Source organism: Micrococcus sp. Mcc89 (assembly GCF_024519795.1).
Classification (GTDB): Bacteria; Actinomycetota; Actinomycetes; order Actinomycetales; family Micrococcaceae; genus Micrococcus; species Micrococcus luteus.
This window is the reverse complement of record NZ_JALJRI010000042.1, coordinates 13,804-36,015: the sequence shown is the minus strand read 5'-3', so window position 1 is coordinate 36,015 and position 22,212 is coordinate 13,804. Positions and strand designations below refer to the sequence as shown.

19 protein-coding genes are annotated in these 22,212 nt (G+C 74.4%); 9 read left to right on the top strand and 10 right to left on the bottom strand.

Translation table 11 applies throughout. From position 1 onward, the window contains the following. Positions 1-20: 20 nt before the first annotated feature. Positions 21-1,619 (bottom strand): TIGR01777 family oxidoreductase, encoded by a 1,599-nt coding sequence (locus NR072_RS05470; RefSeq protein WP_063188956.1) that lies wholly within the window; start codon positions 1,617-1,619, stop codon positions 21-23. Between the two features lie 72 nt (positions 1,620-1,691). On the opposite strand from NR072_RS05470, the gene NR072_RS05465 reads away from it, so the two are divergent. Next, a complete protein-coding gene (locus NR072_RS05465; RefSeq protein ID WP_134416276.1) occupies positions 1,692-2,285 on the top strand; it encodes a methylated-DNA--[protein]-cysteine S-methyltransferase in 594 nt (197 codons plus the stop codon). Between the two features lie 199 nt (positions 2,286-2,484). Here NR072_RS05465 and NR072_RS05460 read toward each other — a convergent pair whose 3' ends face one another. The 3 genes from NR072_RS05460 to purH form a co-directional block, all read right to left on the bottom strand. Further along, positions 2,485-4,707: an NADP-dependent isocitrate dehydrogenase gene (locus tag NR072_RS05460; protein ID WP_250161995.1), complete on the bottom strand. Its 2,223-nt coding sequence runs from the start codon at positions 4,705-4,707 to the stop codon at positions 2,485-2,487. 202 nt (positions 4,708-4,909) lie between these two features. Then, positions 4,910-6,262 carry a magnesium transporter gene (gene mgtE / locus NR072_RS05455; RefSeq protein ID WP_256836430.1) on the bottom strand — a complete coding sequence of 451 codons (1,353 nt, stop codon included), beginning with the start codon at positions 6,260-6,262 and terminating at the stop codon, positions 4,910-4,912. 68 nt (positions 6,263-6,330) lie between these two features. Then, complete coding sequence (purH, locus tag NR072_RS05450; protein WP_250161997.1) at positions 6,331-8,022, bottom strand: bifunctional phosphoribosylaminoimidazolecarboxamide formyltransferase/IMP cyclohydrolase; 1,692 nt, start codon at positions 8,020-8,022, stop codon at positions 6,331-6,333. Positions 8,023-8,140: 118 nt separating this feature from the next. Between purH and NR072_RS05445 the strand changes: the two genes are divergently transcribed. Beyond that, positions 8,141-9,562: an MFS transporter gene (locus NR072_RS05445; protein WP_063188952.1), complete on the top strand. Its 1,422-nt coding sequence runs from the start codon at positions 8,141-8,143 to the stop codon at positions 9,560-9,562. Here the strand turns inward: NR072_RS05445 and purN are convergent. Next, positions 9,549-10,112, bottom strand: a complete 564-nt coding sequence (gene purN / locus NR072_RS05440) for a phosphoribosylglycinamide formyltransferase (RefSeq protein WP_041102979.1) — start codon at positions 10,110-10,112, stop codon at positions 9,549-9,551. The genes NR072_RS05445 and purN overlap by 14 nt on opposite strands. A 22-nt stretch (positions 10,113-10,134) precedes the next feature. Here purN and NR072_RS05435 point away from each other — a divergent pair, with 22 nt between their 5' ends. Further along, complete coding sequence (locus NR072_RS05435) at positions 10,135-10,572, top strand: hypothetical protein (RefSeq protein ID WP_044659006.1); 438 nt, start codon at positions 10,135-10,137, stop codon at positions 10,570-10,572. Positions 10,573-10,582: 10 nt separating this feature from the next. Here the strand turns inward: NR072_RS05435 and NR072_RS05430 are convergent, their stop codons facing one another. Continuing rightward, on the bottom strand, positions 10,583-11,947 hold the full coding sequence (locus tag NR072_RS05430; protein WP_231866270.1) for a DUF6350 family protein: 1,365 nt from the start codon (positions 11,945-11,947) through the stop codon (positions 10,583-10,585). Positions 11,948-12,107: 160 nt separating this feature from the next. On the opposite strand from NR072_RS05430, the gene NR072_RS05425 reads away from it, so the two are divergent. The 4 genes from NR072_RS05425 (at position 12,108) to NR072_RS11470 (ending at position 17,212) form a co-directional block, all read left to right on the top strand. Beyond that, entirely contained in the window at positions 12,108-13,325 is a 1,218-nt protein-coding gene (locus NR072_RS05425) for a glycosyltransferase family 1 protein (RefSeq protein WP_044659010.1), read from the top strand. Positions 13,326-13,403: 78 nt separating this feature from the next. Further along, a complete protein-coding gene (locus NR072_RS05420; protein ID WP_250161998.1) occupies positions 13,404-14,462 on the top strand; it encodes an aldo/keto reductase in 1,059 nt (352 codons plus the stop codon). A 157-nt stretch (positions 14,463-14,619) separates the two neighbouring features. Further along, complete coding sequence (gene gdhA / locus NR072_RS05415; RefSeq protein ID WP_036382024.1) at positions 14,620-15,960, top strand: NADP-specific glutamate dehydrogenase; 1,341 nt, start codon at positions 14,620-14,622, stop codon at positions 15,958-15,960. A 193-nt stretch (positions 15,961-16,153) separates the two neighbouring features. Then, complete coding sequence (locus NR072_RS11470; protein WP_020621603.1) at positions 16,154-17,212, top strand: hypothetical protein; 1,059 nt, start codon at positions 16,154-16,156, stop codon at positions 17,210-17,212. A 141-nt stretch (positions 17,213-17,353) separates the two neighbouring features. Here NR072_RS11470 and NR072_RS05405 read toward each other — a convergent pair whose 3' ends face one another. Genes NR072_RS05405 through NR072_RS05395 form a run of 3 tightly spaced genes read right to left on the bottom strand, consistent with a single transcriptional unit; the run spans position 17,354 to position 19,491 of the window. Continuing rightward, positions 17,354-17,800, bottom strand: a complete 447-nt coding sequence (locus NR072_RS05405; RefSeq protein WP_002853740.1) for a thioesterase family protein — start codon at positions 17,798-17,800, stop codon at positions 17,354-17,356. Next, entirely contained in the window at positions 17,797-19,017 is a 1,221-nt protein-coding gene (locus NR072_RS05400; protein WP_061866956.1) for an App1 family protein, read from the bottom strand. Before NR072_RS05400 ends, NR072_RS05405 begins: the two co-directional genes overlap by 4 nt. A gap of 27 nt (positions 19,018-19,044) precedes the next feature. Continuing rightward, positions 19,045-19,491 (bottom strand): DUF6508 domain-containing protein, encoded by a 447-nt coding sequence (locus NR072_RS05395; RefSeq protein WP_041103037.1) that lies wholly within the window; start codon positions 19,489-19,491, stop codon positions 19,045-19,047. An 83-nt stretch (positions 19,492-19,574) separates the two neighbouring features. On the opposite strand from NR072_RS05395, the gene NR072_RS05390 reads away from it, so the two are divergent. Continuing rightward, positions 19,575-20,480, top strand: a complete 906-nt coding sequence (locus NR072_RS05390) for an inositol monophosphatase (protein ID WP_041103040.1) — start codon at positions 19,575-19,577, stop codon at positions 20,478-20,480. Between the two features lie 67 nt (positions 20,481-20,547). Beyond that, the gene (locus NR072_RS05385; RefSeq protein ID WP_020621599.1) at positions 20,548-21,072 is read left to right on the top strand and encodes a pyridoxamine 5'-phosphate oxidase family protein; all 525 of its coding nucleotides are present in this window, start codon (positions 20,548-20,550) and stop codon (positions 21,070-21,072) included. A gap of 55 nt (positions 21,073-21,127) precedes the next feature. On the opposite strand, the gene NR072_RS05380 is transcribed toward NR072_RS05385, so the two are convergent. After that, positions 21,128-22,180: an intradiol ring-cleavage dioxygenase gene (locus NR072_RS05380; protein WP_041103041.1), complete on the bottom strand. Its 1,053-nt coding sequence runs from the start codon at positions 22,178-22,180 to the stop codon at positions 21,128-21,130. Between the last annotated feature and the right edge of the window lie 32 nt (positions 22,181-22,212).

Genomic DNA, 22,212 nt, shown 5'->3' with positions numbered 1-22,212 from the left:
GGGACGCGCCCCCACCCCCGTCACCGCCCGAGGATGTGGCGCAACGCGCCCTCCAGTTCGGGGTCGCGCATCTCGTAGCCGGAGGAGACCAGCCGGTCCGCCAGGACCTTCTGGTCGGCCGCGACGGTCTCCATCCGGCCCTCCTCGCCCAGCAGCAGGCGCGGCCCGGCCTCGGGCACCGGGATGACCGCGGGCCGGCGCAGCACCCGCCCGAGCACGGTGGCGAACTCCCGGGCCGTGACCGGCACGGGCGCCACCGCGTTCACCGGGCCGGTGACGCCGTCGTCGAGCACCGCGTGGGCGAAGGCCCCCGCGATGTCATCCGCGCCGATCCAGCTCAGCCACGGGCTGCCGTCGTGGCTCTCCCCACCCGAGGTCGCGACCGGACCGCCGAGGCCCGCGAGGAACAGCGGCAGCACCTGCTGCAGCATGCCCCCGGCCGGGCTCAGGACCACGCCGGTCCGCAGCATCGCGACCCGGATCCCGGCCGCCTCGGCGCGCCGGGCCTCCGCCTCCCAGTCCGCGACGACCTCGGCGAGGAAGTCGTCCCCGGGCTCCAGATCCTCGACGAGGCCGCTGCCGAACGGGCCCGTGCCCGCGTCCGCCCCGTAGTACCCGATCGCCGAGCCGTTCACGAGTGCCCGCGCCCGCGCCTCGTCCCCCTCCCGCGCGGCGATCCGGGCGAGCGCGTCCACGAGGGTGCGCGTGCCGCGCACGCGCGAGTCGTGCACGGCCTCCTTGTGCGCGTCCGAGAACCGGCCCGCGATGGGCTCGCCCGCCAGGTTCACGACGACGTCGGCCTCGGCCAGGGCGTCCTCATCCACGGTCTCCCGGCCGGGGTCCCACAGCGCCGCGTCCAGCGCGCCGGCCTTCTTCGGGCTCCGCACGAGCCGGATGACGCGGTGGCCGCCGGTGGTGAGCAGGGCACAGAGCTGCCGGCCGATCAGTCCGCCGGCCCCCGTCACGGCGACCGCGCGGGCCGGCCCGCCGACGAGGGGACCGGGGTGGGCGGCGTGGAAGTCCAGGTCGTCGGCCATCACGCGGGCGCGATAGGCGAACTGGCGGCCCAGCTCCGCCTCGAAGGCCTCGTGGGCGCGGCGCGAGGCCGCGGTGCCCAGAGCGGGCACGCGGGCCACCAGGGACTCCCCCGGCAGGGCGTACTCGATGTGGTCCGTCACGACCGTGCCGCGCCGGCCGTCCGCCGTGTCCGCCTCACCGGGCGCGGCGTCATCGAGCAGGTGAGTGTGCCGCCAGGAGGCCAGAGGTCCGGAGACCATCTCGTCCCGGAACATGCGGCCCTCCTCGTAGGCCGTGTGGCGGGCGCGCCACGGCACCGCGGGCGCGGCCCCACCGGGCAGGCGGGAGGCGACGGCGTCCGGCAGCAGGCCCGTGAGCATCCCGTGGGCCGCGCCGGCGAACAGGCCGGCCGCCCCGGGGGCCTGGATGCGCAGCCGTGACTCGGAGCCCACGCGGAGGCCGTCCGTGGGTCCCTGGACCACCTCGCCGGCGAAGGGCGGGGTGAGCCGCTCCAGCGCGCCGGGGTTCTCCAGCCAGCGGAAGACGACCTCACGCGGGTGGCGCAGGAGGGTGCGGTGCTCGAAGACGCGGATCTCAGTCATGGACGCCAGCCTGACACAGGGAGGGGACGCGCGAACACCTGTCCGGGCCGGGCCGTGCAGGACAATGAGGGGATGGACCTGCTTCCCGAGCTGCGCTGGACCGCCGCCGCCCTGCCCGCCACCGAGCTCACCCTCGTGGCCGTCTTCTCCCCCGAGGACCAGACGGTGCGCGCCTCCGGCGTGGCCGTGCCGGAGGACTCGGAGCCCCCCGCCGCCGCGATCGGGCGCCTCCTCGAGACGCTCATGGACCGGCTCGTGGCCCTGGACCCGGAGACCGCCGACCGCGAGATGAACCCGCGCCCCGTGGAGCCGCGCCCGGGCGTGTCCCAGCCCGTCGCCGACGCCCTGGCCGCCTACGCCGCGGGGGACGTGGCCGCGCTCGACGCCCTCGACGTCACCCAGCCGGGCACCGCGTTCCGGCAGCGGGCGTGGCGGGAGCTGCGCGGCATCGCCCCCGGCTCCCCCGCCACCTACGGCGGCCTGGCCGAGCGGTGCGGGGCCCCGCGGGCCGTGCGCGCGGCCGGCGGGGCGTGCGCCGCCAACCTGGTGGCCGTCGTCGTGCCCTGCCACCGCGTGGTGCGCGCCGACGGCGCCGCCGGCCACTACCTCTACGGCACCGCCGCGAAGCAGGCCCTGCTGGCCCACGAGGCGGCACACGCGGGCTGACCACCCCTCCCCCCGGGCAACGTCGGTTGAGTTGTCACGGGTCCGGGGCACGCACACCCGTGACAACTCAACCCGCGTTGCGGGCGGGGAGCCGTCTCGGGTGGCCGGGTGGCCGGGGGTCGGCGTCGGGCGCCGGGGAACGACAAGGGGCCGGGCCGCGCGCTCCACGCACGCGACCCGGCCCCCGGCGCTCGAATGCTCAGACGGAGAGCTTGTCCACGATCGCGTTGAGCGTCGCGGACGGGCGCATCACCGAGGTGACCTTCTCCAGCTCCGGCGCGTAGTAGCCGCCCAGGTCCACCGGGGAGCCCTGCACGCCGTTGAGCTCGGCCAGGATGGTCTCCTCCTGGGCCTCCAGCTCCTCGGCGACCGGCTTCGCCGCGGCCGCCAGCTCGGCGTCCTCGGTCTGCTTCGCCAGCTCGCGGGCCCAGTACAGCGCCAGGTAGAAGTGGCTGCCGCGGTTGTCCAGCTCGCCGACCTTGCGCTGCGGGGACTTGCCCTCGATCAGCAGGGTGCCCGTGGCGGCGTCCAGGGTGTCCGCCAGGACCTGCGCGCGGTGGTTCTCGTTCGCGACCGCCTCGTGCTCGAAGGACACGGCCAGCGCGAGGAACTCACCGAGGGAGTCCCAGCGCAGGTGGTTCTCCTCCACCAGCTGCTGCACGTGCTTCGGGGCGGAGCCGCCCGCACCGGTCTCGAACAGGCCGCCGCCGTTGAGCAGCGGGACGACCGAGAGCATCTTCGCGGAGGTGCCCAGCTCGAGGATCGGGAACAGGTCCGTGTTGTAGTCACGCAGCACGTTGCCGGTCACGGAGATGGTGTCCTCGCCGCGGCGGATGCGCTCCACCGAGAGCTTGGCGGCCTCGACCGGGGAGAGGATGCGGATGTCCAGGTCCTCGGTGTCGTGCTCCTTGAGGTACTCCTCGACCTTCTTGATGAGCTCACGGTCGTGGGCGCGGGTCTCGTCCAGCCAGAACACGGCCGGGGTCTGGGACGCGCGGGCGCGGGTCACGGCCAGCTTCACCCAGTCGCGCACCGGGACGTCCTTGGTCTGGCAGGCGCGCCAGATGTCGCCGGCCTCGACCTCGTGGGAGAGCAGGGTCTCCCCGGCGGAGTTCTTCACGGCCACGGTGCCCGCGGCGTCCATGATGAACGTCTTGTCGTGCGAGCCGTACTCCTCGGCCTTCTGCGCCATGAGGCCCACGTTCGGGACGGTGCCCATGGTGGTGGGGTCGTAGGCGCCGTTGGCCTTGCAGTCGTCGATCACGGCCTGGTAGACGCCGGCGTAGGAGGAGTCCGGGATGACGGCCAGGGTGTCCTGGGTCTGGTCGTCCTTGTTCCACATGCGGCCGGAGGTGCGGATCATGGCCGGCATGGAGGCGTCCACGATCACGTCGGAGGGCACGTGGAGGTTGGTGATGCCCTTGGCGGAGTTCACCATGGCCACGTCCGGGCCGTTCTCGTAGGCGGCGGCGATGGCGGCGCGCACACCCTCGGCGGTCTCGGCGTCGAGCTTGTCCAGGCCGCCCTCGATCGCGGCGAGGCCGTTGTTCGCGGACAGGCCGGCGGCGGCCAGCTGCTCGCCGTACTTCTCGAACAGCTCGGAGAAGTAGGCCTTCACGACGTGGCCGAAGATCACCGGGTCGGAGACCTTCATCATGGTGGCCTTCAGGTGCGCGGAGAAGAGGATGCCCTCCTCCTTGGCGCGCTTGACCTGCTCGGCGAGGAACGCGTCCAGGGCCTTGGCGGACATGAACGTGCCGTCCACGACCTCGCCCTTGAGGACCTTCAGGCCCTCCTTGAGCACGGTGGTCTTCCCGTCCTCACCGGTGAACTCGATCGTCAGCACGTCGGCGGCCGGCAGGGTCACGGACTGCTCGTTGGCGCGGAAGTCGTCCGCGCCCATGGTGGCGACGGCGGTCTTGGAGTCCGGGGTCCACTCGCCCATCGAGTGGGGGAAGCGCTTGGCGTACGCCTTCACGGCCTTCGGGGCGCGGCGGTCCGAGTTGCCCTCGCGCAGCACCGGGTTCACGGCGGAGCCCTTGACCGAGTCGTAGCGCGCCTTCGCGTCCTTCTCCTCGTCGGTCTTCGGCTCGTCCGGGTACTCCGGCAGCGCGTAGCCGTCCGCCTGCAGCTCCTTGATCGCGGCGCGCAGCTGCGGCACGGAGGCGGAGATGTTCGGCAGCTTGATGACGTTCGCCTCGGGGGACTTCACGAGCTCGCCGAGCTCGGCGAGGGCGTCCGCGGTGCGCTGGTCCTCGGGCAGGACGTCCTTGAACGCGGCGAGGATGCGGCCGGCCAGCGAGATGTCACGGGTCTCCAGCTCCACGCCGGCGGTGCCCGCGTAGGCGCGCACGATCGGCAGCAGCGACGCGGTGGCCAGCATGGGGGCCTCGTCCGTGAGCGTGTAGATGATCTTCGACATGCGGATGATCTCTCCTTCTGGCCGCACTCGAGACGCGGCCCTCGTCGGCAGGGAACGGGTGACTCCCCGCCAATCTACCCGGCGCCTCGGACGCGCCACACCGTGTGTGGCTCGGCGTCAGCGCCCCCGGCCGTCGCCGGTGCCCTCACCGGGCCGGGCAGGGTCGCTCGGGTACCAGGGGGCGTCGTGGATCGTGGTCGGCTCAGATGCCGAGCACGGCCTGGGCGATGAAGAAGGAGACGACCAGGCCGAGGGCGTCCACGAGCGTCGAGATGAACGGGTTCGAGAACACGGCGGGGTCGGCGCCGATCGTGCGGGCCGCCAGCGGCATGAGACCGCCGACGGTGGCGGCGAAGGCGCACACGGTGAACAAAGTCGCCCCGATCACGAGACCGACGGGCCACGAGAACACGAGCCCGGCGAGCACGAGGCCCAGCAGGCCGATGCACCCGCCCAGGGCCATGCCGACGCGCAGCTCGCGGACCATCACGCGCGGCGCGTCGCGGGGCCGGACGTCGTCGAGGGCGAGCGCCCGGGTGACCGTGGTGGCCGCCTGGTTGCCCGTGTTGCCGCCCGTGCCGATGATCAGCGGGATGAACAGGGAGAGGACGACCATCTCCTCGAGCGTGTCCTCGAAGACGCCGAGCACCTGCACGGTGAGGGTGGCGCCGATCGCGAGCACGAGCAGCCACGTGATGCGCGAGCGCATCAGCGCCAGCACGGAGGTCGCCAGATAGGGCCGGCCGAGGGGCTCCACACCACCGGCGCGCGCCGCGTCCTCTGTCGACTCCTCGTCGAGGACCTCGAGGGCGTCGGCCACGGTGAACACGCCGATCAGGCGCCCCTCCGAGTCCGTCACCGGCACGGTCCACAGACGGCGGTCCGCGCAGAGCCGGGCCACCTCCTCGGCGTCCTCGGTGGCGACGGCGGACACCGGTTCCCGCATGATCTCCGAGACTCGCGCATCGAGCGGCTGTGTGACCAGGACGGAGACGTCCACGACGCCGGTCAGGCGCGCCTGCGGGCTCACCACCGGCACGGAGACGATGGCGGCCTGCTCCCGGCCGCCGTGGTCCCGGAGGTTCTCCAGGGCCACGGCCACGGTCCAGTCCTCGCGCAGACGCACCGGCGCCATGCGCAGCCGGCGGCCCACCGAGTCCGCCGGGTAGCCCAGGAGCCGGCCGACCTCGCCGCGCGCCTCGGCGTCGAGCCCGGCGAGCATCTTCCGGGCCACGGTGGCCGGCATCTCGTCGAGCAGCCGGGCCTGGCCCGAGACCCGCAGCTCGGCGAAGAGGTCCTGGACCTGACCGTCCTGGAGCTTGCGCACCAGGTCGGACTGCTGGCCCGTCTCCATCGCCGCGAAGACGTGGACCGCCGTCGGCTTGTCCAGGAGCCGGAACAGCACGGGGACCATGCGCGGCTCGGAGCGGTCGAGCAGTTCGAGCGCGTCGCCCGGGGACAGCGCGCGCAGCAGCTCGACCGCGCTGTCGAGGTCGTCCCTGCGCAGGTGCTCGCGGATGCGGTCCTCGACGCTCTCGACCTCGCGGCGGGTCATCGCCTCGTCACCTCCTGGGGGTCGCGGGGGCCCGGTCCGGGCCCCCGTCCGGCGGCGGCGCGCCGCGCTCAGCCGTGGAAGAAGTGGCGCGCCCCGGTCAGGTACAGGGTCACGCCGGCGGCCTCGGCCGCGGCCACGACCTCCTCGTCCCGGACGGAGCCGCCCGGCTGGACGACGGCCTTCACGCCGGCGTCGATGAGGATCTGCAGCCCGTCCGCGAACGGGAAGAACGCGTCCGAGGCGGCCACGGAGCCGCGGGCCCGCTCGGGGGCGCCCTCCCCGGAGACGTTCTCCGCGCCGCCGGCGCTGCTCACGTCCTGCCCGCCGGTCTGCGCGGCGCCCAGGGTGTTGGCGCGCTCGACGGCCAGGCGGCAGGAGTCGAGGCGGTTGACCTGGCCCATGCCCACGCCGACCGTGGCGCCGTCGTGGGCCAGCAGCACGGCGTTGGACTTGGCCGCGCGCACGGCACGCCACGCGAAGGCCAGGTCGGCCAGGACGGCGTCGTCGGCGGCGGGGCCGGCGGCGAGGGTCCAGGTGGCCGGGTCGTCGCCGTCCGCGTCCACCGCGTCCGCGATCTGCAGCAGCATGCCGCCGGAGACCTGCTTGGCCTCCACGGCGTCCCGCAGGAAGCCCTCGGGCAGGCTCAGCAGGCGCAGGTTCTTCTTGGCGGAGAGGATCTCCAGGGCCTCGGGCTCGAACGCCGGGGCCACGACGACCTCCGTGAACACGTCCTTCACCTGGGCGGCCATGGCGGCGGTGACGGGGCGGTTGGCCGCGATCACGCCGCCGAACGCGGAGACCGGGTCGCACGCGTGGGCCTTGGCGTGCGCCTGCGCGATGTCCGTGCCCTCGTCCGTGACGGCCACGCCGCACGGGTTGGCGTGCTTGACGATCGCCACGGCCGGGACCGGGTGGTCGAAGGCGGCGCGCACCGCGGCGTCGGCGTCCACGTAGTTGTTGTAGCTCATCGGCTTGCCGTGCAGCAGCTCGGCCTGCGCGATGCCGGGGGCCGCCGAGGAGTCCAGGTACAGCGCCGCGGGCTGGTGCGGGTTCTCGCCGTAGCGCAGGATCTGCGCTCGCTCGAGGGAGAAGCCGGCGTAGGGCGGGAACACGGGGATCTCGTCGGCGTGGATGTCCTCGCCGAAGTGGGCGGCGGTCCAGGCGGCCACGGCGTTGTCGTACGCCGCGGTGTGGGCGAAGGCCAGGGCGGCCAGGCGCCGGCGGGCACGCAGGTCGAAGCCGCCGGACTGGGCGGCCTGGACGACCTCGCCGTAGCGGGCCGGGTCCACGACGATCGCCACGGACGCGTGGTTCTTCGCCGCCGCGCGCACCATGGACGGCCCGCCGATGTCGATCTGCTCGACGACGGCGTCCTCCGCGGCGCCCGAGTTCACGGTGTCCACGAACGGGTAGAGGTTCACGACGACGAGGTCGAACGGCTCCACCTCGAGCGCGCGCAGCTGGGTCACGTGGTCCTCGCGACGACGGTCCGCCAGGATGCCCGCGTGCACGCGCGGGTGCAGCGTCTTCACGCGGCCGTCCAGGCACTCCTGGAACCCGGTGACCTCGGCGACCTCGGTGACGGGGACGCCGGCGGCGGCGATGCGCTGGGCGGTGGAGCCGGTCGAGACGATCTGCACGCCCGCGGCGTGGAGCCCGGTGGCGAGCTCCTCGAGGCCGGTCTTGTCGTACACGGAGATCAGGGCCCGCTTCAGGGGCACCGTGTCCAGGACGGTGGTGGTGGGCTGGGCAGAGGTCACGAGGGGGCGCTCCTTCGAGGGGGTCCGGGTGTCCTCCAGCATAGGCCGGGCCGCATAATGGCCCAGGCGTCCGCGTGACGGACCGCCCCCCACTCCACCCGACGAACGGGAGCCGACCATGTCCTCCGCCACCCCGCCCCGCCCCAGCGCCGACGGCGCGCACCCCGGGCCCGCGCCCGACGTCGTCGCCCCCGACGCCGCCCTGCCCACCGGTGAGGCGGTCGTCCAGGAGCTGCCGTGGCGCTGGTCCGTCCAGGGCCGCATCTTCCTGATCGGCGGCCTGGGCTTCATGTTCGACGCGTGGGACGTCACGCTCAACGGCGTGATGATCCCGCTGCTGCGCGAGGAGTGGGCCCTGGACAAGGCCGACGCCGCGTGGATCGGCACCGCCAACCTCATCGGCATGGCCGTGGGCGCGTTCCTGTGGGGCACCATCGCGGACCGCATCGGCCGCAAGGCGGCGTTCGCGTGGACGCTGGCGATCTTCTCCGTGTTCACGATCGCAGGCGCGCTGACCGACTCCCTGCTGTGGTTCGCGCTGTTCCGGTTCGTGGCCGGCATGGGCCTGGGCGGCACGATCCCCGTGGACTACGCGCTCGTGGGCGAGTTCACCCCGCGCCGGCTGCGCGGTCGCGTCCTGGCCGCGATGGACGGCTGGTGGCCCGTCGGCGCCGCGCTGTGCGGCCTCGTCTCCGCCTGGCTCGTGGGCACGTGGGGCGACTGGCGCCTGCCCCTGCTGGCCATGGTCCTGCCGGCCCTGCTCGTGTTCGTCGTGCGCCTGGGCATCCCCGAGTCCCCGCTGTTCCTGATGAGCCGGGGCCGCGAGGCACAGGCCCGCGCCGTCATCGACCGCATGGTGGCGGCCACCGGCGCGCCTCGCCGGCCCTACACGATGCCCCCGGCCGAGCCGGCCCGCTCCGGCGGCGTCGGCGCGCAGCTCGCCGCGGTCTGGCGGTTCTCCCCGCGCATCACCGCGGTCGCCTGGGCCCTGTTCGTGGCCATCATGCTCGTCTACTACATCGCGCTGCAGTGGCTGCCGACGTTCCTCATCGACGCCGGCTACGCGGAGGGCCGCGCCTTCATCATGACCTCCGGCATGGCCGCGGCCGGCCTGCTCGGCGTGGTCGTGGCCACCGCGCTGATCGAGGTCACCGGCCGCCGCTGGCTGCTGGCCGTCAGCGCCGTCGTCGCGAGCGCCCTGACCGTCTGGCTGGCGAGCGTGCTGGACGTGCCCGCCGCGGTGCTGCCGCTCGTGCTGGCGTTCGGCTTCGTGGTGCAGGTCGCGATCCCGGTGCTCTACACGTACGTCTCCGAGCTGTACCCGACGACACTGCGCGCCTCCGGCTTCGGCTGGGCGTCGGCGGCCTCGCGGGTGGGCGCGGGCCTGGGTCCGCTGCTCTTCGTGGGCATGCTGGTCCCCGCCCTCGGGCTGCCGGGGGCGTTCGCCGTCACCGGCGGGCTCGTGGTCCTGGCCTGCGCGGCGATGCTGGCGCTGGCCCCGGAGACCCGCGGCCGCGCCCTCGAGGTCAGCGCCGACTGAGCTCGCCGAGCACGCGCAGCAGCAGGGCCCGCTCCTGGACCTTGATGCGCTCGTGCAGCTCGGCCTCGGTGTCCGTGTCCAGCACGGGCACCGCGGCCTGGGCGAGGATCGGGCCGGTGTCCACGCCCGCGTCCACCACGTGCACGGTGCAGCCGGTGACCTTCACCCCGTGCGCCAGCGCGTCCCGGACGCCGTGGGCCCCCGGGAAGGAGGGCAGCAGGGCCGGGTGGGTGTTGAGGATGCGGCCGTCGAACCGCTCGAGCAGCGGGGCGCCCAGGATCCGCATGAACCCGGAGCACACGACCCAGTCCGGCGCGTAGGCGGCGACGGCGTCCGCAAGCGCCTCGTCCCACGCGCGCCGGTCCGCGTGGTCCTTCGGGGACACCACGAACGTCTCGATCCCGTGGGCGCGGGCACGCTCCAGGCCGCCGGCGTCGGCGACGTCGGCGCCCACCGCGGCGATCTCCACGTCCAGGGCGCCGGAGGCGACGGCGTCGAGGACGGCCTGCAGGTTGGTGCCGGAACCGGAGACGAGGGCAACGATGCGCATGCGCCCATCGTAGGGTGAGGGGGTGTCCGCCCCCGTTCCCTCCTCCCCGCCCCGCCCGCCGCAGGGCGCCCCGGACCCCGGCCGCGTCCGCACCGGCCGTGCCCTGCTGTGGCAGTCCGTGGCGCTGCTGGGGATGCTGCTCTCCTTCTCCCTCGTGCTGCCGTGGAAGCTGATCGCCCTCGCGCTGGGGCTGGTCGCCCTCGTGCTCGGCGTGCGCGTGTGGGTCACGAGCCGCGGCGCCGAGCGCTCGGGGCTGCCCCGCGCGGTGGCGTCCGCCGGCATGGCGATGGCGCTGATGGGCATGACGACGGCGGCGCTGCCGCTGCTCGCGTGGGACGCGACGGTCCAGCTCGAGCAGTGCGGCGCCTCCGCGCTCACCGTGCGGGCGCAGCAGGCGTGCGCGGACGAGTTCACCCGTCAGGTGGAGGAGCGCACGGGGGTGCCCCAGCTGCGGCCCTGAGCCGCGGGCGTCAGTCCCGCGCCCGGCGCGGGGACGGCCGGTCGCGCAGGCCCGAGGCGCGGTCGCCGGACCGCGGCACCGTCGTCGTCCCGTCCCGGTGCCCGGCCACGGCCAGGGCGGTGAGGTAGCCGGCCGCGCAGCCCAGCGCGACCCACCCGGCGACGGCGGCGGACACCGCCCAGACGTGGGGGCCGATGTCCGTCAGCGTGCCGAGCCCGAGCGTCCCGGAGGTGAGGGCCAGCGGCACGAGCAGCAGCAGCCCGGCGAGCAGTCCGGTGAGCACGGCCAGGGCCAGCGTGGACAGCGTCAGGGACACCGCGCGGCTGCCGTGACGGGTGTGCAGCCAGTCGTCGAGGTGGTTCTCCCCCTCCCGCAGCAGCCACACGCCGGCCACGGCGCCGGCGCCGATCGGCACGGCCAGCAGGAGCAGCTGCCACGGCGACCACGTCACGGGCAGCGCACCCAGCACCGGGAGGGCAGGCGCGGTGGCCGGCGTCGCGCCGAACACGGAGTAGAGGCTGTCCGCGCCCACGGAGAACCCCGGGCCCGCCGTCCACGCGATCGACCACGCGGTGAACGTGGGCAGCCAGCCGATCTGCAGCAGCGCCACCAGCAGGCCGCCCAGCGGGCCGCCCCCGATCGCCTGGGCCACGGTGACGACGGCGGCCCACTCGACGGCCAGCCGCCCCGCCACGAGCAGCGCGTTCAGGCCCGTCAGGGCGAGCACGGCGACGGCCGCGGCGCGCACCACGGACCACGCGTACGAGCCGGCCCAGCGTTCGTACTGCGAGCGCCGCGAGATCCGCTCCGTGAGGTCCAGGCCGATCAGGTGCGCCCAGGTGCCGGCCTCGCGCCGCGCCCCCGCGAGGGCGGCGACGCCGAAGAGCAGGGCGGGCAGCAGCGCCGCCGGGGCGGGGTGGGCCGTCAGCTCGTCCGTGCCGGGCAGGAACGCCACGGCCAGCCCCACCAGGGCGTAGGCCCCCACCGCGCCCACGAAGGCCTGCCACGCCTGGTCCCGGTAGGACGCGCGGGCCAGGCGCCGGCCGGCCCGCCAGGACAGCGCGAGCGGGACCAGGGTCAGGCCCCACGGCACGAGCCACGCCGTGCCGGTGATGAGGTGATCCGGCGCGGTGGGCATGGCCGTGGCCACGGTGACGGGCACCGCGTGCAGGGCCAGCCACAGGACGCCGCCCACCTGGACGGCGCCCTCGATGGTCGGCCGCTCGAACCCGCCCGTGGCCCACACCGCGAGGGTGGGGACCATGACCGCCAGCAGGCTGATCATCGCCGTGACGAGCGCCTCGACCACCCCCTGCAGCCACAGCGGCAGGGGGACGGGGCGCAACAGACGGGGCGCAGCGGGGCGGGAACTCACCCGTCCATGGTGCCACCCGACTCCAGGCGGCGCCTGGACGGGGGCGGGCCGCGCGGGCCGGTGCGACGACCGTCACGCGCCCCGAGAGTTCACCGCGGGGTCACCGGGCCGTCGTCGGCGGGTGTCCCGGCCGTGGTCCGGGGTCCTTAGCGTCGGCCACGTGCGTGTCGTCGTGGTCGCCGAATCGTTCCTGCCCCATATGAACGGGGTCACCAACTCCATCCTCCAGGTGCTGCGGCACCTGCGGGAACGGGGCGACGAGGCGATGGTGGTCGCCCCGGCCGCCTCGTGGTCCGCCGGGTGGACCCAACGCGCGGGCGCCGGTGAGGCCCCCCGCGAGGTCGAGGGCTTCCCCGTGCGCACCCTGCCCTCCGTGCCCCTGACCGGGTACACCTCCGTGCGGGTGGCCGCCGGCACGGTGGGCCGGCTGCGCGGCATGCTCGCCGACTTCGCCCCGGACGTGGTGCACATCGCCTCCCCCTTCGTGCTGGGCTGGCGCGCGGTGCAGGCGGCCGAGGAGCTCGGCATCCCCTCCGTGGCCGTCTACCAGACCGAGGTCCCCGGCTACGCGGCCCGGTACGGCGCCCCGTGGCTGGAGGACGTCCTGTGGAGCCACGTGGCGCGCCTGCACAACATGGCCACGCTGACGCTCGCGCCGTCGTCGTTCACCGTCCGGCAGCTGCACCGCCAGGGGGTGCGACGCGTGCACCTGTGGGGCCGCGGCGTCGACTCCCGCCGATTCCATCCCGCCAAGCGGGACGAGGCGCTGCGCGCCGAGCTCGCCCCGAACGGCGAGAAGCTCGTGGGCTTCGTGGGGCGGCTGGCGCACGAGAAGCAGGTCGGGGACCTGCGGGTGCTCTCGGACCTGCCGGGCACCCGCCTCGTGGTCATCGGCTCCGGGCCGCTGCGCGAACAGCTCGAGCGGGAGCTGCCCGGCGCGCACTTCGCCGGCTTCCAGGGGGGCGAGGACCTCGCGCGCCACGTGGCCAGCCTGGACCTGTTCGTGCACCCCGGCGAGTCCGACACCTTCGGCCAGACGCTGCAGGAGGCGATGGCCTCGGGCGTGCCCGTCGTCGCCGTCGGCCGCGGCGGCCCCCTCGACATCGTGGACGCCTCCCGCACCGGCTGGCTCTACCCGCCCGGCGAGCTGGACGAGCTGCGCCGCCACGTCGCGGACCTCGTGTACGACGACGTCAAGCGGGCCGCGTTCGCCGACGCGGCGTGGGCGTCGGTGCAGGGCCGGACCTGGCCGGTGCTGTGCGAGCAGCTCATGGGCTACTACGAGAAGGCGATCGCGGTGCAGGAGCGCCGCCGCGTGGAGCTGGCCCGCCGGCTGCTGACGGCGCCGGCGCTGCTGGCCGCGCGCGTGTTCGGCTGAACCCCGGGGCGGACGACGGGCCGGACGCCGGACGGGCGCCCGGGTGTCGTGTCCGGAGTCGTGGCTAGGGTGGCGGGCATGGACGCCACCCCGCATGCCCGCCCCGCCGAGCCTGGCCCCCTGCCCGATCCCGCCGAGCCCCGCCGCCTCGCCGGCAAGGACGTGCACCCCGTCGGCCTCGGATGCATGAACATCGTGCACGGCTACTCCGGATTCCTCGACGACGACGCCGCCGTCGACCTGCTCACCCGCGTGCTGGAGGACGGCACCGACCACCTGGACACCGCCACCCTCTACGGCGGCGGCCGCAGTGAGGAGCTCGTGGGGCGCGCGCTCGCCCGGGCGGGGTCGGGCGTCCGCGAGCGCGTGCTGCTCGCCTCCAAGGGCGGGCTCGTGCGGGACGGGCAGCGGCGGATCGACGGCCGCCCGGAGACGCTGCGCGCGCACGTGGACGCCTCCCTGAGCCGGCTCGGCCAGGACCGGATCGACCTGTACTACCTGCACCGGCTGGACCCGGAGGTCCCCGTCGAGGAGTCCGTGGGGGCGCTCGCAGAGGCCGTCACGGAGGGCAAGATCGGGGCGATCGGCCTGTCCGAGGTCTCGGCCGTCACCCTGACCCGGGCCGTGGCCGTCCACCCGATCGCGGCCGTGCAGTCCGAGTACTCCCTGGCCACCCGCAACCCCGAGTGGGGCGTGCTCGCGGCGTGCCGCCGCCATGGGACCGCCTTCGTGGCCTTCTCCCCCGTCAGCCGCGGCCTGCTCACGGACGCACCGCCGCGGCTGGGCGGGCTGGACGCGGGAGACCTGCGGCACCGGCTGCCCCGCTTCGCCGAGGGCCACTACGAGGCCAACCTGACGCTGCGCGAGGCGCTCTCGGCCGAGGCCGTCCGGCTCGGGACGAGCACGGCGGGGCTCGCCGTCGCCTGGGTCCTGGCCCAGGGCGAGGACGTCCTGGCGATCCCGGGCACCACCTCGTGGGAGCACTGGCTCGAGGACCGGGGCGCGCACGAGGTGCGGCTGACCCCGGCCGACGTCGCCCGGCTGGACGACCTCGTCAACGACGCGACCGTGGCGGGCCCGCGCTACAGCGAGAGCCAGCAGGCCAGCATCGACACCGAGGCGGCGCCGCCGCGCTGAGCCGAACGCGGGGCCCGGGGTGGCCCGCGTCTCATTTCGGCAACAGAGCGCACTCCCTGTCAGGATGGGCGTCAGGCACCGCGGCCTCCTCCGACCGCGGCGCGCCACGGCGGGGGCACCGCGGGGCGTCTCTACCCCGACGTCCGAGGAGGACACCATGAATGAGTCTCTGGAGACCCTGCGCGACGAAGTGTTCGCGCGCAACCCCGGCGAGGCCGAGTTCCACCAGGCGGTGTCCGAGGTGTTCGAGGCGCTGGGACCGGTGATGCAGCGCCACCCCCAGTACGTCGAGGCCGGGGTCATGCACCGCCTCTGCGAGCCGGAGCGCCAGATCATCTTCCGCGTCCCGTGGATCGACGACGCCGGCGTCGTGCAGGTCAACCGCGGGTTCCGCGTGGAGTTCAACTCGGCGCTCGGCCCGTACAAGGGCGGGCTGCGCTTCCACCCCTCCGTGTACCTCGGGATCGTCAAGTTCCTGGGCTTCGAGCAGATCTTCAAGAACTCGCTCACCGGCATGCCGATCGGCGGCGGCAAGGGCGGCTCGGACTTCGACCCCGCCGGCAAGTCCGACCGCGAGATCATGCGGTTCTGCCAGTCCTTCATGACGGAGCTGCATCGCCACATCGGTGAGCACACGGACGTGCCGGCCGGTGACATCGGCGTGGGCGCCCGCGAGATCGGCTACATGTTCGGCCAGTACAAGCGACTGACCAACCGCTTCGAGGCCGGCGCCCTCACCGGCAAGGGCCTGACGTGGGGCGGCTCGCTGGTCCGCACCGAGGCCACCGGCTACGGCGCCGTGATGTTCGTCGACTCCATGCTCCGCACGCGCGGCGAATCCATGGACGGCCAGCAGGTGCTGATCTCCGGCTCCGGCAACGTGGCCATCTACGCCGCGGAGAAGGCCGCCGCGCTCGGGGCCACCGTGCTCACCGCGTCCGACTCCTCGGGCTACATCGTGGACCCGGACGGCCTCGACCTGGACCTGCTCAAGCAGATCAAGGAGGTCGAGCGTGCCCGTATCTCCGAGTACGCCGAGCGCCGCGGCGGGCGGTCCCGCTACGTGACCGGCGGCAGCGTCTGGGACGTCGAGGGCACCGTGGCCCTGCCGTGTGCCACCCAGAACGAGCTCGACGAGTCCGCCGCGCGGACCCTGCTGAAGAACGGGGTGAAGGCCGTGGCCGAGGGCGCGAACATGCCCTGCACCGAGGCGGCCGCCCACCTGTTCGTCGACTCCGGGACGCTGTTCGGCCCGGGCAAGGCCGCCAACGCGGGCGGCGTGGCGACGTCGGCGCTGGAGATGCAGCAGAACGCCTCGCGGGACTCGTGGAGCTTCGACTACACCCACGACCGGCTCGAGCAGATCATGCGCGACATCCACGACCGCTGCGTGGAGACCGCCGAGGAGTACGGCACGCCCGGCAACTACGTGGCGGGGGCGAACATCGCCGGGTTCATCAAGGTCGCCGACGCGATGATCGCCCAGGGCGTGGTCTGAGGCCCGGCCCTGTCCCTTCCGTGATCCTCCGCCGCCCTGCGACATCACCGCCGTTCTGACGCGCGGTGATGTCGCAGGGCGGCGGTCGCTCAAGGGCGCCCGGCTCCTGCACAGGCCCCCCGACGTCGGGTGCCCTCCACCGCCGGCGCGGCCGACCCGTCGCGCCCCCGACGGGCCCACGAGACTGGGCCGCATGACCCTGCTCTCCGACCACTCGCGTGCGCTGCTCCCGGGACGCGGGCCCCTGCTCAGCGCGGCGGACCCTCACGACGGGGCGGCGCGGCGCCGTCTCGAACGCGCCTGGACCCGCGGGGTCCTCGTGCGGCTCTGCCCGCGCGTCTACATCAGCGTCAGCGACTGGGCCGCGCTGCGTCCGTGGGACAGGGCGGTCGTGTCCGCCGTCGCCCTCTCGATCGCCCGCCCCGCGACGGTGTTCACGGGCCTGACCGCGGCCCGGTTGCACGGTCTGGGGCCGGCCGTCGAGCCGCCCGTGCTCGAGCTGCGCGCCCCCTCGCCCGGGCATCACGGCGCCGGTCCGCTGACCCGCCGTCCCTTCGCCCCCTCCGTGGTGGCCCACGATCGCCGGCTTCCCGTCCCGCCGCGCCGCCGACCCCGGTGGGGGCTGCCGGAGGCGGCCCCCGCCGCGCCTCAGCCGGTCGAGGCCGTCCTGTCGGACGGGCAGAGCCTGGGAACCGTCCTGGCGGATCCGCTGCCCACGGTGCTGCTGGTGCTGGGGGCGGCCACCCCGTTCCGCGACGCCGTGGCCCCGCTGGACGCGCTCGTCCGAGCCCGGCCCGAGGAGGCCGCACGCTGGGCGAGGCAGGCGGAGAGCCGACTCAAATCCGCGGCCGCCCTCCGCCGATTCGAGCGGGCCTGGCACTTCGCGGACGCGCGGGCGGAATCCGCCGGCGAGTCCTACAGCCGGGCCAGCATCCACGAGCTCGGCTTCGTCCCGCCCACGGCGCTGCAGCATCGCCACCGGGATGCGAACGGACGCGAGGTGGCCCGCACGGACTTCTGGTGGGAGCAGGTGCGGGTGTACGGGGAGTTCGACGGGCTGGGCAAGTACGACCTGTCGTTCTTCGACGGTGACGACACGGCCCGCCGCGCCAGCATCCGCCGGGAGAAGGAACGGGAGGTGGCCCTGCAGCTGGTCACCCGGGCGGGCGCGCATTGGACGTGGGGAGACCTCCTGCGGCCGGACCGGCTGGCGCGGATCCTCACCGCCGCGGGCGTCCCCCGCTCGGTCTGATCCACGGCCGTCCCACGGGCCCGGTCCCGACCTCCGCGAGCCCGAGCGTTCGACCTCCGCTCTGCGACATCACAGCCGTGCTGCACGGCGGTGATGTCGCTGGGCGGCTGCCGGGCAGTCAGCAGCCCACATCAGCCTGCCTCAGCCGGCCAGCGCCGCCCGCTGCTCGGGGCTGATGCGCACGGGGCGGCCCGTCTGCCCGTCGACGAACACCATGACGGACGTCGCGGTGGCGCAGAGGGTGTCGTCGACGCCGTCGTGCAGGGCGTAGCCCACGTGCACCGAGGCGGCCTTCACGGCGTCCACGCTCACCACCACGCGCAGCGGCACGGGGCGGTAGGGCATCTGGGCCCGGTACTTCACAGTGTGCTCGGAGATGAACGTCCGCACACCGGGGGCCACCCCCTCGAGGAGGTCGATCGGCGGGGCCTGCCCGCCACCGGCGCCGGTGTTCGCGGGCACGCCGAAGGCCGCCACGCGGGCCTCCTCCAGCAGCTGCACCACGGCGATGTTGTTCACGTGGCCGTAGGCGTCCATGTCCGCCCAGCGCAGCGGGATGCGGACCTCGACGGAGCGCGAGGCGGTCATCGGGCGGCCTCCTCGTCCGCGGGCCGGCCGTCGCGCTGCCCCGGGGCGTCGAGGGTCGCCGGCGCCTCGTCGTCACCGAGGATGTCCTCGCGCCATGCCTCGGGCTGCACGTCCACGAACTCGACGGGCAGGATGCCCAGGTCCTCGAGCTGATTGGACAGCGTGGCCCCGTCCGGGCCGTAGCACCACGGGATGCCCGGGGTGGAATGGCGGGTGTCCTCCGCCCGGCCGCCCGCGAGCAGCGCCTGCGAGGGGGTCAGCTGCCGGATGACGATCGCCTTGACCCGGTCGGGGTGGCGCTGCGCGAACTCGGCGTAGATCTCGGGGTCGTGCTGGCCGTCGTCGCCCACCAGGATCCACTGGATGTCCGGGAACTGCTCGGCGAGGCGCTCGAGCTGGACCCTCTTGTGCTCCTGACCGGAACGGAACCAGCGGTCCCTCGTGGGCCCCCAGCTGGTCAGCAGCAGAGCGCCGAGCGGGTAGAGGTTGCGGCCCAGGAAGCGGGTGAGGGTCTGCGCCACGTTCCACGCGCCCGTGGACAGGTACAGCACGGGGGCCTTCGGCTCGAGCTCGGCGATCCGGCGCAGCAGCACGGCGATCCCCGGAGTGGGCGTGCGGGCGTGCTCGTCGATCACGAACGAGTTCCAGGCCGCCAGCAGGGGGCGGGGCAGCGAGGTGACCACCACGGTGTCGTCGATGTCCGAGACCAGGCCGATCCGCGCGCCCGGCTCGCAGATGTACAGGTCCATGACGGCGTGCTCCTCTTGGCCGCCGACGTGGAGGGTGGCGGTCTGCCAGCCGGGCTCCAGCTCGACGTCCAGCACGACGTCGACGACGCCCATCCGGTCCGTGCGCACCGTGGTGCGCAGGTCCCCCACCTGCACCTCCACCTCGGCGTAGGCCATGGGCGGGGCCACGAAGTTGCGCCAGCCGCGCACGCCGTCCGCCACCACCTTCGACAGCCGACGGCCGTTCATGAACTCCTCGTCGGAGGCGATCACCACACGGGAGAGGATCCGCACCCAGCTGGTGCTGCCGTAGCCCGTGAACGCCATGACCGTCGGCACGTTGCCGGCACGCAGCGCGCGGGCGCGGTGCCAACGGTTCCACCCCTCCTGCAGGTGCGTGGCGACGTTCTCCACGGGAGTGGGGTCACCGGAAGGGGCCAGGCGGCCGCGCCGGGGCGCGGGCGTGGGGGCGTCGGAGGCTGCGGGCATGCGCCCAGTATTCCGCACCGTGCGCTCTCAGCGGATCTCGGGGACCAGCGCGGTCAGGCGGTCCAGCATGCGGCCGACCTTGCCGTTCTCGATCGCGGCGGCCACGTGCCCGTTCGCGAACCGCTCGCCGCGCACCAGGTAGGTGAACAGCGTGCCGAGGTCGGCCAGGGACGCCTCGGCGATGCCGGCCTCGCTCACCCGGTCCACGTTCCGCAGGTAGTCGACGTCGATGCCCGCCAGCTCCTGCGCGGCCACGAGGCCGGGGAACACGCGGTCGTCGTAGTCCGGGTAGACGCCGCCGAGGGTGCCGGGCGCGGGGGCGCCGTAGGAGGCGATCGGCCGGGCCTCGGTGCCGTAGCCGGCGGCGAGCAGCTCGCGCAGCGCACGCACGGCGGCCACGCGCTGGGGCGTGGGGGTCTGCGGGCCGGTGAGGGTGGCGTCGTCGTCGGGGGTCGGGAGGGGGTGCTCGGTCATGGCGGCTCCTCTGCTCGGGGGGGGTCGGCCCCATTGTCTCGCGTGCGGTCCGACGTGTCCGGGCCCCCGCCTAGGCTCGGGGCATGAGCCCCGCCCTGCCCTGCCCCGCCGAGCTGCGCGCGATCGCCCTCGACGCCGCCCGCGCGGTCGTCGGCGACCTCGCCGCCGCCTTCCGCTCCCCCACCGCCATCGGGCCCGAGGCCAAGACCACGCACCACGACCTCGTCACCGTGCACGACCGACACACCGAGGCCCGGCTCGTCGCCGCGCTCACGACGGCGGTCCCCGGCTCCGGCGTGCTCGGCGAGGAGCTCGGGGCGCAGGCCGGCACCGGTGAGGCCGCCCGGCTGACCTGGATCGTCGACCCCATCGACGGCACCTCCAACTTCACACACGGCTTCGCGATGTTCTCGGTGTCCCTGGCCGCCGAGGTCGACGGCGAGGTGGTGGCCGGCGTCGTGCTGGACCCCGTGGGCCGGCTGGCGTTCTCCGCCGACGCGGACGGCGCCTACCTCACCCGCGGCGACGGGCCGGAGCGCCCGCTGGCCGAGGTCGGCCGGCCGGCGCCGGCCGGCGGCGAGCGCGCCCAGAACCTCGTGACCTCCTATCCGGCGGGCGAGGCGCTCGCGCGCGAGGGCGAGGACGCGCTGCGCCGCTTCGGGCGGCTCGTGACCGCCCACGCGACCGTGCGCCGCACCGTCTCCGGCGCCCTCGAGCTCGCCCACACGGCGGCGGGCTGGGCCGACGCCGCGCTGTACGTGGACACCAAGCCCTGGGACGTCGCGGCGGGGCAGCTGATCCTGCGCCGCGCCGGGGGCAGGTGGCTCACGCCGGACCCGGCCGCGCCGTCGTCGGGCCGGCTCGTCGACGACGGCCCGCGCGCCCACACGTGCCCGTTCGCGCTCGCCGTCGCCCCGGGCCGCGAGGCGCCGACGACGGCGGCGGTGCTGGGTGACATCGTCGCCTCGCGGGCGACCGACCATGTATAGAGTGGATGTGAGCCCGATCTCAGCGCCGCGCCCGACGGCGCCCGTCCCGGCATGCCAGGAGGCCCCGATGACCCAGCAGCACCACGACACCGACGACGCCCCGTCGATGCAGCGCCCCGATCCGGTCGCGGAGCCCGGGGACCACCTGATGTTCGAGCACCCGGACGGCGAGGCCGTCCTGGTGCTGGACGAGGACCAGGTCTGGCGACTGCTGGGCCGCGTGGGCCACGCGCGCCTCGGGCTGGCCGTGGACGGGCGGCCGGACATCGTGCCGGTGAACGTGCGGGCCCACGACGGCGCCATCTACTTCCGCACCGCGCCCGGCTCGAAGCTCGCCGAGCTCACGGTGAACCCGCGCGTCGTGGTGCAGGCCGACGGGATCCTGGCCGACCAGGCCTGGTCCGTGCTCGTGCACGGCACCGCGCGCCGCCTGGACACGGAGGCGGAGATCGCGGAGGCCGAGTCCCTCGGCATCGAACCGTGGGTGCCGACGCTGAAGGACTTCTACGTCCGCGTGGACGTCCAGCGCGTGTCCGGCCGCCACTTCGTGTTCGGCCCGCACCCCGAGCGCAACGAGTCCCAGACCGACTGAGCCGCCGGCAGGACGCGTGGGCTGAGCCGGACGGCTCAGCCCACGTCCGCCGGGCTCAGGGCTGCGCCGGGGGCTGGCCGCCCTCGCCGCCCGCCGGGGGCTGGCCACCGCCGGGCCCGCCCATCCCGCCCTGCTCCTGCTCAGTGGTGGTGTCGATCGGGACGTCGATGGTGATGGCGAAGCCCTTTTCCACGGAGCCCGTGATCTGCGGCAGCTGCGTCTCGTAGCCGTCCGAGAAGACGTTGTCCGTCTCGAGGCTGACCTTGGCGAAGTTCGCCGTCGACCCGTCGTAGGCTGAGGTGGCATAGACCTGCGAGGACTGCTCCTCGGGCATGGCGATCTGGGAGGTGAGGACGTTGTTCGTCGCGTCCGTGATGGACGCCTTGTCGGGGAACACCTCGAAGTGCAGATGGGGCCACCGGCCGTCGTAGCAGCCGGGCCACACCGTGGTGAAGGTGACCGTGCCGTCGTCGCCCACCACCTGGACGCCGCGCAGGTAGGTCTCCTCCGTGATGCCGTCCGAGTACATCGAGTAGCGGCCCTGCGCGTCGGCGTGCCAGAGGTACACGGCGGCGCCGGTCATCGCGGCGTCGCCGTTGGCCATGTCGATCACGTTCATCGTCACCGTCAGCGGGACGCCCTCGGCGACGGTGCCCGTGTCGATGCTCGTGGTCAGGTCGGAGCGTTCGATGCCGGACGCGTCGAGCACGTCCGGGCCGTTGGAGCCGTCGCCCGGGTACGGGCCTGCGGTCTCGGTGACCATCTCGGTCAGGGTGGCGGACGGCGAGGCGCTCGCCGCCGACGAGGAGGAGGCCGCGGGTGACGAGGAGCCGGCGCTCGCCGACGTCGAGCTGGAGGAGGACGAGGCGCCCTCCTGGACTCCGCACGCGGCGAGGACGAGGGCCCCCGCCCCCGCGCCGAAGATGCCCAGCGCGTTGCGGCGGGAGACGAGCGTGCCGACGTCGAAGGCGGCGCCCTGGTCCTCGACGTCCTCGGCCGGGGGGTGGGAGGCCCGGCCCTCGAAGGTGGGCGTGACGGCGGGGACCTCGCCTGCCTCGGTGACCTGGGGGAAGGGACGACGGGAGCGGGTCGGGAGCCAGGGGGCCATGGAGCTCCTCTCGTGGGGCGCCCGCCAGGTGG